Raw genomic sequence first — 14,422 nt, forward strand, 5'->3', positions numbered from 1 at the left:
TCATAGGTGTTATGATTAGCTATTCAATTAACAGGGGGATTGGAAAACCTGCGGAGTTCAAAGGGCTTCGCAGCCAATACCTTTTCATTTTTGCAGGCGGGCTACTTGCCGTCTTCGTATTGTTCATCATTCTTTACATGATAGGTATAAACCAGTGGGTTTGCATCGGGTTCGGGGTCGTAGCGGCTTCGGCTCTTGTGTACTTCACTTTTATGCTGAATGATAAATACGGTACTCACGGTCTTATGAAAATGACCGCCCGCAAAAGCCATCCCCGGTACATTATCAACCGGAAAGCCATCCCCCGATTATTCACCTATAAAAGACAGAAGCACGCATGAGGAATATATTAAAAGCTGCCACATTGGAAAGTAAATTTCCCCTGCTGGCAGCCGAACACGATTGTATCATCAGTAAGGATGCCGATATTACGGTGGCGTTCCGGGTTGAACTACCCGAACTGTTCACCGTTACCGGGGTCGAATACGAAGCGATACATTCCGCTTGGCATAAGGCAATCAAAGTATTGCCCGATTACAGTATTGTGCATAAGCAGGACTGGTTTATTAAGGAAAACTATACCCCTGAAATTCAAAAGGATGGGTTAAGTTTCCTGTCCCGAAGCTTTGAACGGCATTTCAATGAAAGACCGTTCCTGAATCATACCTGTTACCTGTTCCTGACTAAAACCACAAAGGAAAGAAGCCGTACCCAAAGTAATTTTAATACGCTTTGCCGGGGCTTCATCATTCCAAAGGAAATTCAGGATAAGGAAACCGTAACGAAGTTTTTGGAATCGGTCGGGCAGTTTGAACGGATAATGAACGATTCGGGATTTATCACCCTTACCCGCCTGACTTCGGATGATATTACCGGAACGCCGGAAAAAGCTGGGATTATTGAAAAATACTTTTCCCTGTCGCAGAGTGATACGACTACACTACTGGATATGCAACTGAACCCCGAAGATATGCGTATCGGCGATAATATTTTATGCTTGCATACGCTTTCGGATGTGGAAGACCTGCCGGGTGCGGTTACTACTGATTCCCGTTACGAAAAGCTGTCCACCGACCGTAGCGACTGCCGTTTGTCGTTCGCTTCGCCTGTGGGCGTATTGCTTTCCTGTAACCATATCTATAACCAGTATATCTTTATAGACGACCATACGGAGAACCTGAAACGCTTTGAGAAGCAAGCCCGTAATATGCATTCGCTGTCTAAATACAGCCGTTCCAATCAGGTGAACAAAGAGTGGATAGAGGAATACCTGAACGAAGCGCACAGTCAGGGTTTGACCTCCGTTCGCTGCCATTGCAACGTAATGGCATGGGCGGATGATAAAGAGGAATTAAAGCATATCAAAAATGATGTGGGAAGCCAGCTTGCCTTGATGGAGTGCAAGCCCCGTCACAATACAATGGATACCCCGACCCTTTACTGGGCGGGTATCCCCGGCAATGAAGCCGATTTTCCGGCGGAAGAATCCTTCTTTACATTTATTGAACAGGCTTTGTGCTTCTTCACGGAAGAAACGAACTACCAATCATCACCCAGCCCTTTCGGGATTAAGATGGTGGACAGACTTACCGGAAAACCACTTCACATTGATATTTCCGATTTGCCCATGAAAAAAGGAATTATTACGAACCGTAATAAATTCATTCTTGGGCCGAGCGGAAGTGGGAAATCCTTCTTTACCAACCACATGGTACGTCAATATTACGAACAGGGTACACACGTCCTGTTAGTGGATACCGGAAATTCCTATCAGGGATTATGCGAATTAATCCACCGGAAGACTGGCGGGAAAGATGGCGTGTATTTTACATATACCGAAGATAACCCGATTTCATTTAATCCATTCTATACCGAAGATAATGTCTTCGATATTGAGAAACGGGAATCCATCAAAACGCTTATCCTGACCTTGTGGAAACAGGAACATGAAAAACCCACCGGGGCGGAAAGCGTTGCCTTGTCCAATGCTGTAAGCGATTTTATTAACCTGATTACACAGGATAAGTCCATCGTACCCAGTTTTAATTCCTTTTACGAATTTATCAAAAATGAATACCGGAATAACCTGAACGAACAGAATGTCAGGGAAAAGGATTTCGATATTGATAATTTCCTATTCGTGTTGCAACCTTTCTATAAAGGTGGTGAATACGATTACCTGTTGAACTCGGATAAGGAACTGGATTTGTTGAACAAACGCTTCATCGTTTTTGAGGTAGATGCCATCAAAGATAACCCCGTACTTTTTCCTGTGGTTACAATCATATTGATGGAAGTTTTCATCAACAAAATGAGGCGGTTAAAGGGAATCCGTAAGATGCTGCTTTTGGAAGAAGCGTGGAAGGCTATCGCCAAAGATAGCATGGCACATTATCTGAAATACCTGTTCAAAACGGTGCGTAAATACTTCGGTGAAGCGGTGGTGGTAACGCAGGAAGTGGACGATATTGTCCATTCTCCCATTGTGAAAGAATCCATCATAACGAACTCCGACTGTAAAATTCTGCTCGACCAGCGCAAATACATGAACAAGTTTGACAGTATCCAAGCGATGCTGGGTTTGACCGACAAAGAAAAAGCGCAAATACTTTCCATCAACATGGCGAACCATCCGGGACGGAAATACAAAGAAGTATGGATTGGACTGGGTGGCGTACAATCGGCTGTCTATGCCACAGAAGTAAGTTTGGAAGAGTATTACGCATTTACAACGGAAGAAACTGAAAAACTCGAACTGTTCCAACTTGCCGATAGGCTGGATGGCGACCTTGAGTTAGCTATTAAACAGCTTGCCGAAAGCAAGCGTAATCCTAATTAAAATCAAATCAATATGAAACAAATAAAAATCATCTTCCCGGTTCTTCTCTGTGCTATTCTACTGGCTTTGTCTTCCTGTAATGAAACAAACGCCGACCGACTGAAAGCCATGTGCGGTCATTGGGAAAGCGTTACAAACCGACCATCATTCACGGTCTTTGAAAGTGCGGATGGCTATAAAGTAACCATGCAACGAAGAACCCGCAGGGGTGAAACCCGTGCGGAAACCTATCAAATCATAGAAAAGGACGGATACCTGTTTATCGAAACAGGATTTTCCATACTGGTAAGCTATGATAGTGAAACCGACCGGATACTATTATCCTCCGGCGGTGAATATGTAAGAAGTAAAAAACAATCAAAAAATTAAAGCGATGAAAACAAAAATAATGATGTTAGTCGTGGCACTCTGCCTGTTTGCAGGTAACGCCAGCGCACAATGGGCGGTCATTGACCCGACAAATTTGGCTCAGGGTATTGTCAATACTACCAAAGAAATTGCACAGACTTCAAAAATTGTAGGCAATACGGTAGATACTTTCAAGGAAACCAAGAAATTGTACGACCAAGGCAAGCAATATTATGATGCCTTGAAATCGGTAAACAATTTAGTGAAAGATGCCCGCAAAGTACAGAAAACCGTGCTTTTGCTGGGTGAGATTACTGATATATACGTTACCAACTTCCAGCTAATGTTATCGGATAAGAACTTCCGACCGGAAGAACTCAACGCCATTGCTTTCGGATATTCCAAACTGCTGGAAGAAAGTTCGGATGTATTGACCGAACTTAAAAATGTTGTGAATATCAACGGGCTGTCCATGACCGATGCCGAACGTATGGAACGGATAGACAAAGCATATAATTCCGTATTGAATTACCGGAATTTGGTTTCCTACTATACCCGTAAAAATATATCCGTGTCTTATCTGCGGGCAAAGAAAATCAGCGACACCGACCGTGTGATAGCCTTGTATGGAACTGCTAACGATAGATACTGGTAATTATGACGTTGTTAGCCGTTGATTGGGGAAACCTGCATGAGATTCTGAAAAATCTCTATGTGGATATGATGCCCCTGTGCAGTAATATGACTGGGGTAGCCAAAGGTGTGGCGGGATTGGGTGCATTGTTCTATGTGGCAGCGAAGGTATGGCAAGCCTTATCGAGAGCTGAACCGATAGACGTGTACCCGCTTTTGCGACCGTTCGCCATTGGTCTGTGCATTATGTTCTTTCCGACTATCGTACTGGGAACGATAAACAGTGTATTATCCCCGGTAGTAAAAGGAACGAATCAAATACTGGAAGGACAGACCTTTGATATGAATAAATACCGGGAACTGAAAGATAAAAAGGAGTATGAAGCCATGCTTCGGAATCCTGAAACCGCTTATCTCGTTTCTGATGAAGAGTTCGACAAGCAACTGGATGAACTTGGATGGTCGCCTTCGGATTTGATTACGACAATGGGGATGTATATGGAACGGGCTTCTTACAATATAAAGAAAGCCGTCCGGGACTGGTTCAGGGAACTGTTGGAAATACTCTTTCAAGCTGCTGCCCTTGTCATAGATACGATACGGACGTTTTATTTGATTGTATTAGCCATACTTGGCCCGATTGCTTTTGCAATATCGGTCTATGATGGCTTCCAATCAACCTTAACACAATGGATAACACGCTATGTAAGTGTGTACCTGTGGCTTCCCGTATCGGATTTATTCAGTTCCATTCTTGCCCGGATTCAGGTCTTAATGCTGGAACGTGATTTACAATTATTGGACGACCCCAGTTTTATACCCGACAGTTCCAATACGGTTTACATCATTTTTATGATTATAGGAATTGTGGGATACTTTACCATCCCGACTGTATCCAACTGGATTATTCAGGCTGGCGGATTGGGTGGTATGAACCGGAATCTTTCTAAAACAGCAAGTGGTGGTGGAAACCTTGCGGGTGCAGCAGCCGGGGCAGTAGGTGGAAACATCGCCGGAAAATTAATTAAAAAATAAACAGTAAAAATATGGAGTTTAAAAGTTTAAAAAATATAGAAACCAGTTTCAAGCAAATACGCCTGTTCGGGATTGTATTTGTATGCCTGTGTGCCGGGATTGTGGGTTATGCCCTTTGGAACTCGTACAGTTTTGCAGAAAAACAGCGTGAAAAGATTTACGTTCTCGATGGGGGTAAATCCCTTATGTTGGCACTTTCGCAGGACTTATCACAGAATCGTCCCGTGGAAGCAAAGGAACACGTTCGGCGTTTCCACGAACTCTTTTTTACCCTGTCGCCGGATAAGAACGCCATTGAATCGAACATACAGCGTTCCTTATACTTGGCGGATAAAAGTGCTTTCAATTACTATAAGGACTTATCCGAAAAGGGGTATTATAACCGTATCATTTCCGGGAACATCAACCAGTCGGTACAGGTGGACAGTGTAATATGCAACTTTGACCACTATCCCTATCAGGTGGCGACCTATGCCTGGCAAATGATTATCCGGGAAAGCAGTGTTACCGAAAGAAGCCTTGTTACCCGATGCCGGTTGCTGAACTCTGTAAGGAGTGATAACAACCCACATGGATTTACCATTGAAGCTTTCGAGATTACGGAGAATAAGGATTTACAAGTATTAAAACGGTAGAGCTATGGTAAAGAAATCATTAATAAACCTGCGGGACTGGATAGATGATAAGTTGCGTTACGCTTGCGGAAGCCTGTCGAAAGATGCCCGGATAATCATTATCATAACCTTTATTCTCGGTGGTAGCATCCTATCTATTTACTGGACGGTTTCTTCCATACATAATATAGGAAAGAAGAGTGCAGAGAAAGAATTTATGGAGATAAGGCACATTGAACGCTTGGAACTGGAACGAAAAGACAGTATAAACCATTATCAATTACAAAAATATGGAACAGAATCAGAATTTGAATCAGGAAACGAGTAACAACAAAGAAAGGAAAGAGAAAAAACAGCTTTCCCCGCAGGAATTACAGAAACGGAAGAAACTAATCATCTTCCCTTTGATGTTCCTTGCCTTTGCCGGATGTATGTGGCTGATATTTGCCCCGTCCTCAAAAGACGAAGTAAAGCCGGACGAAATCGGCGGTTTTAATGCCGATATTCCATTACCCAAAGAAGACGGGATATATAGCGATAAAAAGACGGCTTATGAACAGGAATCCATGAAATCCAAACAGGAAGACCGGATGCGTTCTTTGCAGGACTTCGGATTTACATTGGGTGAAGAAAATAAGGTTACGGATAATTTGAGCCTGACCGCCGACCTGCCGGAAGAACAACCAGCAAGGAACAACCGGAGTTACTACGGCGGTTCTTCCCGTAATAGTTCTTATGTGCAATCTTCGGCTTACGCCTATCAGGATATAAACCGCCAGTTGGGAAGTTTCTACGAAACACCCAAAGAAGACCCGGAAAAAGAAGAACTGGCACGGAAGATTGAAGAACTGGAATCCCGGCTGTACGAACGGGAGAATACCCAAAGTACGGCAGACGAACAACTGGCACTACTTGAAAAATCCTATGAATTGGCAGCCAAATACATGAACGGCGGGCAGGAACAGGCAGTGAAACAGGTAACACCCACTGCATCCATACAGGGAAAGGTTCAGGCGTTGCCTGTGCAAGCGGTAACAGAACAGACCGTTTCGGGACTGCAAGTGCCTATGAGTGATGCGGAGTTTATCGCAGCATATAGCCAGCCCCGGAACTTTGGATTTAATACGGCGGTCGGAACTGAGTCGTTAATGGGAAAGAATACAATTCTTGCCTGTATCCATGAAGACCAGTCGGTGATGGACGGGCAGAATGTCCGGCTTCGCCTGTTAGAGCCGTTACAGGCGGGTCATATCCGTATGCCGAAAAACAGCCTGTTATCAGGAACGGCACGGGTTCAGGGTGAGCGCATGGATATTAATATCTCTTCATTGGAATATGAAGGTAATATCATTCCGGTTGAATTGGTGGTCTATGATTCAGACGGGCAAAAAGGTTTATCCGTTCCGTCTTCGCTGGAAATGCAAGCCCTGAACGAAGGTATGGCAAATATTGGGGCTGGGCTTGGCTCAAGTTTTACTGTCAATCAAAATGCGGGGGCTGCCATCGTGTCGGATTTGACAAGGGGTGTTCTGCAAGGCGGTTCGCAATACCTGTCAAAGAAGTTCAGGACGGTAAAAGTAAACCTGAAAGCCGATTATAAAGTAATGCTATACACAAAACAGTAATAATAACCACAAAAAAATCTCAATTATTAATCTGCCGGAAAGTGGGCTATCCACCCGCCAACGGCAACTAAAAATCAATTTGTAATGAAAAAGTTAATTATCATGTTCGCACTGGTTATCGGTGCGGTAACGGTCAAAGCGCAAAGCAATGATTTCTTTCAGGGTATTACCCAAAAATTTCCTTACGGGCAGATGGTTACGCCTTATGGCGTTCAGGTCACTTTTGCCAAAACAGTACACATTATCTTCCCTTCCACTGTCAAATATGTGGATTTGGGTTCTAACCATCTTATCGCAGGAAAAGCGGATGGGGCAGAAAATGTTATCCGTGTTAAGGCTGCTACCGAAGGTTTTCCGGGAGAAACCAACTTTTCAGTTATCTGTGAGGACGGCAGTTTTTATTCTTTCAATGCCAAATACGCCCATGAACCGGAAATGCTGAATATAGAAATGAAAGATTTCCTTGAGAATGAAAGTATAACCGATTATTCCCATACCCGGATGAACATTTACTTCCGTGAACTGGGTAATGAATCGCCTTTGCTGGTAAAGCTGATAATGCAGTCTATTTATAAAAATAACGATAGAGAAATACGCCACTTGGGATGCAAGCGTTTCGGGATACAATTTTTAATCAAGGGAATTTACGTGCATAACGGAATGTTCTATTTCCATACACAGGTGAAGAACTCTTCCAATGTTCCGTTCGATACGGACTTCATTAAATTTAAGGTGGTCGATAAGAAGGTGGCAAAGCGCACTGCCATTCAGGAATCGGTACTTTATCCCGTCCGCAGTTTTAACGAAGTGATTACCATAGGCGGAAAATCCACTGTCCGCACGGTCTATACCTTACCAAAGTTCACCATCCCGGACGATAAGATATTGGTGGTAGAGCTGGTCGAAAAGAACGGTGGCCGTCACCAAAATATCCGTATCGAAAGTTCGGATATTGTGAACGCCAGAGTGATTAACGAACTTAAAATCAAGTAAGATGAAGAAATTAATCTGTGTTATAGCAGTGTTGTGTTTGTGCCAGACTTTTAACCTGGCACACGCACAACGTTACCTGCCCGGACAAAAGGGATTCCAACTTACGTGCGGAATGGCAGATGGCTTTAAGAAGCCCGGTGAACCGGAATCGGCTTACTATTTCGGTGCTGCGCTTGCCACTTATACCAAAAACGGAAACCGTTGGGTGGTCGGTGCGGAATACTTCAATAAGGAGTATGAATATAAGAATGTAACCGTGCCTTTAAGCCTGTTTACAGGAGAAGGTGGGTATTATATAAAAATACTTTCCGACCGCCGGAAAACCTTCTTTCTGTCCTTCGGGTTGTCAGCTCTTGCCGGATATGAAACAAGCAACTGGGGAGATAAGGAACTATACGATGGTTCTACACTCACGAACAAAGATGCCTTTGTTTATGGTGGGGCTGCTACGCTGGAACTGGAAACTTACCTGACGGACAGGGTGGTTTTTCTTATCAATGCCCGTGAACGTGCGCTGTTTGGTTCTTCCATCGGGAAGTTCCACACACAATTCGGGGTCGGTTTTAAATTCATAATAAATTAGTGCGATATGAAAAAAATAATCAGAAACATAATAATGGGGGTGTACTTGCTGGGAGCAATGCTGCTGGTGTTTTCTTGTGATGATAAGCTGGATGTTCAGCAGGTTTACCCGTTTACGGTAACAACGATGCCCGTGCAAAAACGTATTAAGATGGGTGAAACGGCAGAAATACGTTTTCAACTTCAAAGGGAAGGATATTACGAAGATACCAAGTATTTCATCAGGTATTTTCAACCGGATGGAAAAGGTACGCTTCGGATGGCGAACGGAACAGTTTTTCTTCCAAATGATTTGTACTCGCTTCCGGGCGAAACGTTCCGCCTGTACTATACTTCCGCTTCCACAGACCAGCAACAAATTGATGTGTATATCGAAGACAGCTTCGGGCAGGTGGTACAGCTAACGTTTGCTTTTAATAATGAGAACGAGAAAGAAGAGCAAAAGGAATAAGCAACTTTAAACAACTTATTGAAAAGCATCTGATAACAGTTTGTCAGGTGCTTTTTTATGGGTATTTTTGCAAAAAACATAGAATCATGGAAGATACATTACAGGACTTAACATCTTTATTTGAAGAAGCAAAAAATAAAAGTGAGTTTGAGTTTGTATTAACTCTTATAAATTACAGGGGTATGGGTACACAAAAACTGACCTCTAATCTTTATGAATGGTTTGATGCAATAGAATTTTATAAGAAGCTGTATGAATCGCATACAGGAAAAGAAAAAACAAGAATCGGGACATTACTTTATTCTACCTTCTTTGAAAATAGTGATTTTTATAATATTATTGGTAGCCTATGCCGAATAAAATTGGGTTATAAAGGTTCATCTTATCTTTTTTGGAAAACGAAAAAATACGAACGATTATTGGGAATTGGAGAAAAGCAGGATTATCTAATCGAGCTTTTGAATGATGCAGGTAAGCAAAATATAATTGCTTTTTTTGAAGAAAATCACTTCAAAGAAATAAGAAATACGTTTTTTCATTCTGCGTATTCTTTGAGTGAAGAAGACTATGTCTTGCATGACTCCGACCCTATTGTTATTAATGGGATTGGACAATCTATTTTTAATGTAGAAGAATTTTTTTATCCTAAAATAGAAAATGTAATTGCTTTTTTTGATGCTTTTAAGAAGCTTTTTTTGGATAGCTTGGATTCATATAAAGCAGATAAAGAAGTTATGGGATATTTCCCAAATTTACAGAGGATAACTATATTAGGCTCTGATAAAGGTCTTCAAGGATTTAGGATTAAAAATTCGGTGCAATTTTGTGGGAAATGGTATGATTCAGGAATTTGGTATGAAGAAGAATATGATATGTGGGCTGGACATAATATCAGGATTAGTGCAGCAGACAAAGAAACTATTGAAATTGGAGAACAACTTTCTCGATTCGAGAATAAGGATGATATAACTAAAAATAATGCAGAGTTTTTCAACTTAGTGGACAAGGTTTCAGAAAGAAAGCAACAAAATGAGATTAATAGAGCTGCTTCATTATTGATAAAGTTTGGAGATGTACGGTATCAAAAGATGCAGGATGAACAAAACCTACATAAAAAACAAAGCTTTCCTAAAATAATTTTACCGTATTATAAACAAGCGATAGAATTAAATTCTCAAATTGACCTAACAGAAACACGAAAGCGTATAAAGGAACTTGAATGAGCAAAAGTGAACAATAAATACCTACTATATATTGATATACTTGGATTTTCCGATATGGTAAAAAACGATTATGGGAAAATCACGAAACTTTTCGATTATATAAATAATCTGAATGTACATCGACATGGTGCATTTCAAACTATTGTATTTTCGGATACAATTTTAATTTTCAACAAAGAAACTCCGATAAGTACCCATGACCATGAATATTTTGTCATGTTTGCTTGTGAATTTGTTCAGGATTTAATGTGTAGAAGTGTTGATTTAGAAATACAGTTTCGTGCTATATTAACTTATGGTGAGTTCTTTTATGAACGTTTATCCAATATAGAAGCATATCATGGTAAAGCTTTAGTCAATTCATACCAAAAGGAAAAAGACATAAATGGCATAGGTCTTTTTATAGATAAAAACATCCTGAAATATAATACCATATTCAAAACTACTCCATTTGACAAGGATTTGCATTTTGTCTTTTTAACGCAAAGCATGGAAACACTTTATAAGTCTGATTATACTATTCCATTATCCCGGTTCAATATTGAAGATGAGTTAATTTGCTATAACATCGAATGGGAAAGTAAGATATTGAAAACAATAAAAAAAAATATTGATATACAGACGGACTCCAAAATAAGAGGGAAGTACCTTCAAACTTATCACTTATATAAACAACGGTATCAAAAAATCATAAATATATTTGAAGAAAACGACTTTGATTATAAAGTTTTATCTCCTGATGCTGACTGGGGAAATGCAATAAAAGGAAAGGAATAAATTATATGGAAAAATCCACCGGGTTAGCGGTGGATCCTTTCATTAATAAAAATCAAAAGTTTGGAAAGCGGTTTCTTTGCTACTTTCTTTTTCAGCACACTTCACGAAAGAAAGTAGCGGGCGGGGTTTCCGCCCGTTGGTTTATAATTCTTCAAATTTATCTATATCACATTCGATGATTACGACTTCCGACTGGTAACTGTATAAGTCGTTTTCTTTTGCTACTGTGATGGCTTTTTCTTGCGTAGAAAAAACGCCAAAGCAAACACGGCTTGACTTTGTTTTGTGTACGTCCGTTTGAAATAAAATATATACTTTCATGTTACTGTTGCTTAATGTGTGAATGATAGATTTCTGTTTTCTCTTCAAATGTTTTAATATCCCAAAACAGGTTACAGGCATCAATAAACCGTGCATCTTCTTCGTTATTACCGTCCCTATCTTGTTCTATACCTGTAATGTCTTCCAATTCATCAAAATTGAGCATTTTCCACCATTCATTGTAGGTTAGTAGGGCATTTTTCCGGTTTAACCATTCATCCCGCCGTTTTCGGCACTCTTCCAGCGTTTTCGCTACCGTAGAGAAAAGTTCTCCATCCGTATGGCGATAATCATATTGGAAATATTCTGTTCCCCTGAACGCTCCCGCAATGAACGTTACATATTTTTCTTGTCCCGGCTCTTGGGTCGTGGACACTCCATTTTTATTTAGTGATTCCATATATTTACATTAATAAAGTGAGTAATAAGGCGATGAAAACCGCAGCTATCAAAAGGCTATACAAAACAGATACAAATAACCGCAGGATAAAGCGGATAACGAAAAACGCAATTATCAATACCGCCCATATACCCGCCGAAGTGGACAGAAAATAAATTACTGAAGCCAGTAACCCCACCCGGAACAATAATCTGAATAAACCGCTTATTTTCAATGTCTTTTATTTTGTAGGCGGGTTTCCCCGCCCGGTGAATAATCAGCAAACACGGAAGACAAAACCGTCTTCAAACCAGTAATCACCCATAAATAGGTCGCGGGCAAACTTTTCGTAATCAAAGTATGTTTTTGCGAACTCCGGCAATTCGTATAACTCTTCTACAATTTCATAGGCGTAATCTTCTTCATCGTTGTATTTGCCCTGAAAATCGTCCCTGAAAGAAGAAATAAGGTCGTTTGCATCTTCGGTCGATAGGTCGTGTGAACCGTGATTACACCACACTAAAAATGCTTCCTGCTCGTCTTCGCTTAAATCGTCCATTGCATCCCGGATGTCGAAAAAGTTGTCAGATAGCCAGCTTTCGCCGATTAATTCATCCGGTATATTTTCCCAGTCCTGAAACATATATTCAGGGTCTTCCTCGTCTGCGTGGAGTTCCGCACAGGCTTCGTAAAACTCGTCTTTGTCCGAAAAGTCGGAAAGGTCAAACCACTTGCCCTCGATTGAGCCATCGTTGTACTTTGCATATGTACCTACATAAATCCTTGCTTCGCTTAAACTTGTTGCTTCCATAACTTCTGATTTTTTAGATATATGCGGATTCTTGAGGTGAGGGAGTTGAGTTTCATAACCTTTTTTTCCTGCTTCTCGTAAATCCGACTTTTTTTATATGCGTCTTTCCGTCGGGTCGGTCGTTTTCGTTTCATATATGCCGGAAAGTGTAGGCTTTAGTCTTTGCAAGTTTTTGTGGAAAAATACTCTCAAGCGAAGCGCAGTAGGAAGATTTTTGCATCAAACCCTTTAGGGCTTGAACTTTCAAAGACGTTAAGAAGCCGTAAATACTTTTGCATATAGAAATGGAAAGGAATAACCGCCCCGATGGAATGACTGCCTATGGGAGTGGTTTACGGTTAAAGAAGCTGGCAAAAAAGCATTACTTTTGTATCATATAATAAAGGTTCTAATTATGTATAAATCAATATTTCATATTCCAAAAATGGATTGCCCCTGTGAAGAAAGCCTTATTCGCATGAAATTACAGGATAATAAATCTATCAAGCATCTTGATTTCGACCTTGCAAAACGGATATTAGTTGTAACACATAGTGGCGACAGCAGTAATTTTATTACAGAACTTGAATCACTTAATCTTGGTGCAAAGCTTCAAGAAACAGTGGCAACAGATGGTAATGATTCTACCGATAATCCAGCCCGACAGCGAAGAGTTCTATGGATTGTACTCGCAATCAATTTTGCTTTCTTCTTGATTGAAATTACAACAGGGCTTATTTCAGGTTCAATGGGATTAGTAGCAGATAGCCTTGATATGTTGGCAGATGCTCTTGTTTATGGTATGAGCCTTATGGCTGTGGGTGCTGTTATTGCAAAGAAAAAGCGAGTGGCACTTATAAGCGGCTACCTGCAAATTTTACTTGCAGCATTAGGGCTGTCAGAGGTTATAAGGCGTTTCTTAGGATTTGAGGTTATGCCCGAATTTAAGACTATGATTGTCATTAGCTTACTTGCATTACTTGCTAACTCCATCTGTCTATGGTTGCTTCAACGTACTAAAAGTAAGGATGCACATATTAGAGCAAGCGTAATATTTTCGGCAAACGATGTTATTATAAATATTGGAGTTATTATAGCAGCCTTATTTGTTTGGTGGCTTGAAAGCAATATCCCTGATTTGATAATAGGTATAGTAGTTTTTCTTGTTGTTATTCGTGGTGCAATCCGAATTTTGAAACTGGCTAAATAAAAAATGGCGGGCTTTGTCGGCTCGCCATCATTAGGTTATCACAATTTGTGATAAGTTATTTTTCTTCATCAGGTATTCTGTATCCTATGGGTTTTCTTGGTTTAGGGTCAGGTTTACTTAATAGCTGGGTTAAAGCTTGGTATATCTCACTGAACTGTGCATCGGTGCTTTCTTCCAGTTCCTCGATACGTTTAAGAAGTTCATCATATCCGATAACCATTTGTCGCATCAGGACAAATGCCCGCATAATAGATATATTTACATCTATTGCTGTTTGGCTTCTCAATACAGTAGAAAGCATTGCTACATCCTGTTCCGTGAAAACCATTGGGCTGACAGAACTGTGTTTTAGGGTTTCGGGGAACTGGTCACAATTTGTGACCAGTTGGTGAAATTCTTCTTTATCCAGTTCAAACATAAAGTCAGAAGGAAATCGCTGAATGTTACGTTTGACAGCCTGTTTGAGAACCTTTGTCTTTACATTATATAACTCTGCTAAATGGAAGTCCAGCACTACCCTGTATCCCCGGACTTCAAAGATTTTGTTTTGAATGACTTGTAATTCCATATCTATTTATATTTTAATGTTTTAGAATAAAAAT

Annotated in this window: 17 protein-coding genes and 1 pseudogene; 14 read left to right on the plus strand and 4 right to left on the minus strand. The window is 40.7% G+C overall.

Translation table 11 applies throughout. The features are described from left to right. Window positions 1-11: 11 nt before the first annotated feature. The 13 genes from HQ29_RS06580 to HQ29_RS06640 all read left to right on the plus strand — a co-directional run bounded on the left by HQ29_RS06580 (window position 12) and on the right by HQ29_RS06640 (window position 11,120). Window positions 12-341, plus strand: a complete 330-nt coding sequence (locus tag HQ29_RS06580; RefSeq protein ID WP_025003726.1) for a DUF4133 domain-containing protein — start codon at window positions 12-14, stop codon at window positions 339-341. After that, the gene (locus tag HQ29_RS06585) at window positions 338-2,839 is read left to right on the plus strand and encodes a TraG family conjugative transposon ATPase (protein WP_036868565.1); all 2,502 of its coding nucleotides are present in this window, start codon (window positions 338-340) and stop codon (window positions 2,837-2,839) included. The genes HQ29_RS06580 and HQ29_RS06585 overlap by 4 nt, the downstream gene beginning before the upstream one ends. A 12-nt stretch (window positions 2,840-2,851) precedes the next feature. After that, entirely contained in the window at window positions 2,852-3,208 is a 357-nt protein-coding gene (locus HQ29_RS06590) for a DUF3876 domain-containing protein (RefSeq protein ID WP_036868568.1), read from the plus strand. A gap of 4 nt (window positions 3,209-3,212) precedes the next feature. Then, entirely contained in the window at window positions 3,213-3,842 is a 630-nt protein-coding gene (locus HQ29_RS06595) for a DUF4141 domain-containing protein (RefSeq protein WP_025003725.1), read from the plus strand. Between the two features lie 2 nt (window positions 3,843-3,844). Further along, window positions 3,845-4,855, plus strand: a complete 1,011-nt coding sequence (gene traJ / locus HQ29_RS06600) for a conjugative transposon protein TraJ (protein ID WP_036844670.1) — start codon at window positions 3,845-3,847, stop codon at window positions 4,853-4,855. An 11-nt stretch (window positions 4,856-4,866) separates the two neighbouring features. Further along, window positions 4,867-5,490: a conjugative transposon protein TraK gene (gene traK, locus HQ29_RS06605; RefSeq protein WP_036868571.1), complete on the plus strand. Its 624-nt coding sequence runs from the start codon at window positions 4,867-4,869 to the stop codon at window positions 5,488-5,490. A 4-nt stretch (window positions 5,491-5,494) separates the two neighbouring features. Next, a complete protein-coding gene (locus HQ29_RS06610) occupies window positions 5,495-5,797 on the plus strand; it encodes a TraL conjugative transposon family protein (RefSeq protein ID WP_036868574.1) in 303 nt (100 codons plus the stop codon). After that, on the plus strand, window positions 5,760-7,094 hold the full coding sequence (traM, locus tag HQ29_RS06615) for a conjugative transposon protein TraM (protein ID WP_036868576.1): 1,335 nt from the start codon (window positions 5,760-5,762) through the stop codon (window positions 7,092-7,094). Before HQ29_RS06610 ends, traM begins: the two co-directional genes overlap by 38 nt. 84 nt (window positions 7,095-7,178) lie before the next feature. After that, window positions 7,179-8,087 (plus strand): conjugative transposon protein TraN, encoded by a 909-nt coding sequence (gene traN, locus HQ29_RS06620; protein ID WP_036868578.1) that lies wholly within the window; start codon window positions 7,179-7,181, stop codon window positions 8,085-8,087. A 1-nt stretch (window position 8,088) separates the two neighbouring features. Beyond that, window positions 8,089-8,670, plus strand: a complete 582-nt coding sequence (locus HQ29_RS06625) for a conjugal transfer protein TraO (protein ID WP_036868581.1) — start codon at window positions 8,089-8,091, stop codon at window positions 8,668-8,670. 6 nt (window positions 8,671-8,676) lie between these two features. Beyond that, window positions 8,677-9,120: a DUF3872 domain-containing protein gene (locus HQ29_RS06630; protein WP_036868584.1), complete on the plus strand. Its 444-nt coding sequence runs from the start codon at window positions 8,677-8,679 to the stop codon at window positions 9,118-9,120. Between the two features lie 86 nt (window positions 9,121-9,206). Further along, entirely contained in the window at window positions 9,207-10,343 is a 1,137-nt protein-coding gene (locus HQ29_RS06635) for a hypothetical protein (protein WP_036868587.1), read from the plus strand. Window positions 10,344-10,397: 54 nt separating this feature from the next. Further along, the gene (locus HQ29_RS06640; protein ID WP_052074860.1) at window positions 10,398-11,120 is read left to right on the plus strand and encodes a hypothetical protein; all 723 of its coding nucleotides are present in this window, start codon (window positions 10,398-10,400) and stop codon (window positions 11,118-11,120) included. Between the two features lie 141 nt (window positions 11,121-11,261). On the opposite strand, the gene HQ29_RS06645 is transcribed toward HQ29_RS06640, so the two are convergent. The 3 genes and pseudogenes from HQ29_RS06645 to HQ29_RS06655 form a co-directional block, all read right to left on the minus strand. Continuing rightward, complete coding sequence (locus HQ29_RS06645) at window positions 11,262-11,441, minus strand: DUF7336 domain-containing protein (protein ID WP_036868593.1); 180 nt, start codon at window positions 11,439-11,441, stop codon at window positions 11,262-11,264. A gap of 187 nt (window positions 11,442-11,628) precedes the next feature. Next, window positions 11,629-11,841, minus strand: a pseudogene (locus tag HQ29_RS10525) (DUF3873 domain-containing protein); the annotation flags it as partial. A 256-nt stretch (window positions 11,842-12,097) separates the two neighbouring features. Next, on the minus strand, window positions 12,098-12,631 hold the full coding sequence (locus HQ29_RS06655; protein ID WP_036868595.1) for an antirestriction protein ArdA: 534 nt from the start codon (window positions 12,629-12,631) through the stop codon (window positions 12,098-12,100). A gap of 394 nt (window positions 12,632-13,025) precedes the next feature. Here HQ29_RS06655 and HQ29_RS06660 point away from each other — a divergent pair, with 394 nt between their 5' ends. Continuing rightward, window positions 13,026-13,820, plus strand: a complete 795-nt coding sequence (locus HQ29_RS06660; protein ID WP_036868598.1) for a cation transporter — start codon at window positions 13,026-13,028, stop codon at window positions 13,818-13,820. A gap of 55 nt (window positions 13,821-13,875) precedes the next feature. On the opposite strand, the gene HQ29_RS06665 is transcribed toward HQ29_RS06660, so the two are convergent. Further along, a complete protein-coding gene (locus tag HQ29_RS06665) occupies window positions 13,876-14,388 on the minus strand; it encodes an ORF6N domain-containing protein (RefSeq protein WP_036868601.1) in 513 nt (170 codons plus the stop codon). Window positions 14,389-14,422: the final 34 nt, after the last annotated feature.

It is taken from the genome of Porphyromonas canoris, from assembly GCF_000765975.1.
In the GTDB taxonomy this organism is placed as follows: Bacteria; Bacteroidota; Bacteroidia; order Bacteroidales; family Porphyromonadaceae; genus Porphyromonas_A; species Porphyromonas_A canoris.

Bases quoted from the DNA above. Each gene is read 5' to 3' on its own strand.
- HQ29_RS06595 (WP_025003725.1), top strand. From the start codon at position 3,213: ATGAAAACAAAAATAATGATGTTAGTCGTGGCACTCTGCCTGTTTGCA.
- HQ29_RS06635 (WP_036868587.1), top strand. From the start codon at position 9,207: ATGGAAGATACATTACAGGACTTAACATCTTTATTTGAAGAAGCAAAA.
- HQ29_RS06610 (WP_036868574.1), top strand. From the start codon at position 5,495: ATGGTAAAGAAATCATTAATAAACCTGCGGGACTGGATAGATGATAAG.
- traJ (WP_036844670.1), top strand. From the start codon at position 3,845: ATGACGTTGTTAGCCGTTGATTGGGGAAACCTGCATGAGATTCTGAAA.
- HQ29_RS06590 (WP_036868568.1), top strand. From the start codon at position 2,852: ATGAAACAAATAAAAATCATCTTCCCGGTTCTTCTCTGTGCTATTCTA.
- traK (WP_036868571.1), top strand. From the start codon at position 4,867: ATGGAGTTTAAAAGTTTAAAAAATATAGAAACCAGTTTCAAGCAAATA.
- HQ29_RS06665 (WP_036868601.1), bottom strand. From the start codon at position 14,388: ATGGAATTACAAGTCATTCAAAACAAAATCTTTGAAGTCCGGGGATAC.
- HQ29_RS06660 (WP_036868598.1), top strand. From the start codon at position 13,026: ATGTATAAATCAATATTTCATATTCCAAAAATGGATTGCCCCTGTGAA.
- HQ29_RS06580 (WP_025003726.1), top strand. From the start codon at position 12: ATGATTAGCTATTCAATTAACAGGGGGATTGGAAAACCTGCGGAGTTC.
- HQ29_RS06655 (WP_036868595.1), bottom strand. From the start codon at position 12,631: ATGGAAGCAACAAGTTTAAGCGAAGCAAGGATTTATGTAGGTACATAT.
- HQ29_RS06640 (WP_052074860.1), top strand. From the start codon at position 10,398: ATGGTAAAAAACGATTATGGGAAAATCACGAAACTTTTCGATTATATA.
- HQ29_RS06585 (WP_036868565.1), top strand. From the start codon at position 338: ATGAGGAATATATTAAAAGCTGCCACATTGGAAAGTAAATTTCCCCTG.
- HQ29_RS06625 (WP_036868581.1), top strand. From the start codon at position 8,089: ATGAAGAAATTAATCTGTGTTATAGCAGTGTTGTGTTTGTGCCAGACT.
- traM (WP_036868576.1), top strand. From the start codon at position 5,760: ATGGAACAGAATCAGAATTTGAATCAGGAAACGAGTAACAACAAAGAA.
- traN (WP_036868578.1), top strand. From the start codon at position 7,179: ATGAAAAAGTTAATTATCATGTTCGCACTGGTTATCGGTGCGGTAACG.
- HQ29_RS06645 (WP_036868593.1), bottom strand. From the start codon at position 11,441: ATGAAAGTATATATTTTATTTCAAACGGACGTACACAAAACAAAGTCA.
- HQ29_RS06630 (WP_036868584.1), top strand. From the start codon at position 8,677: ATGAAAAAAATAATCAGAAACATAATAATGGGGGTGTACTTGCTGGGA.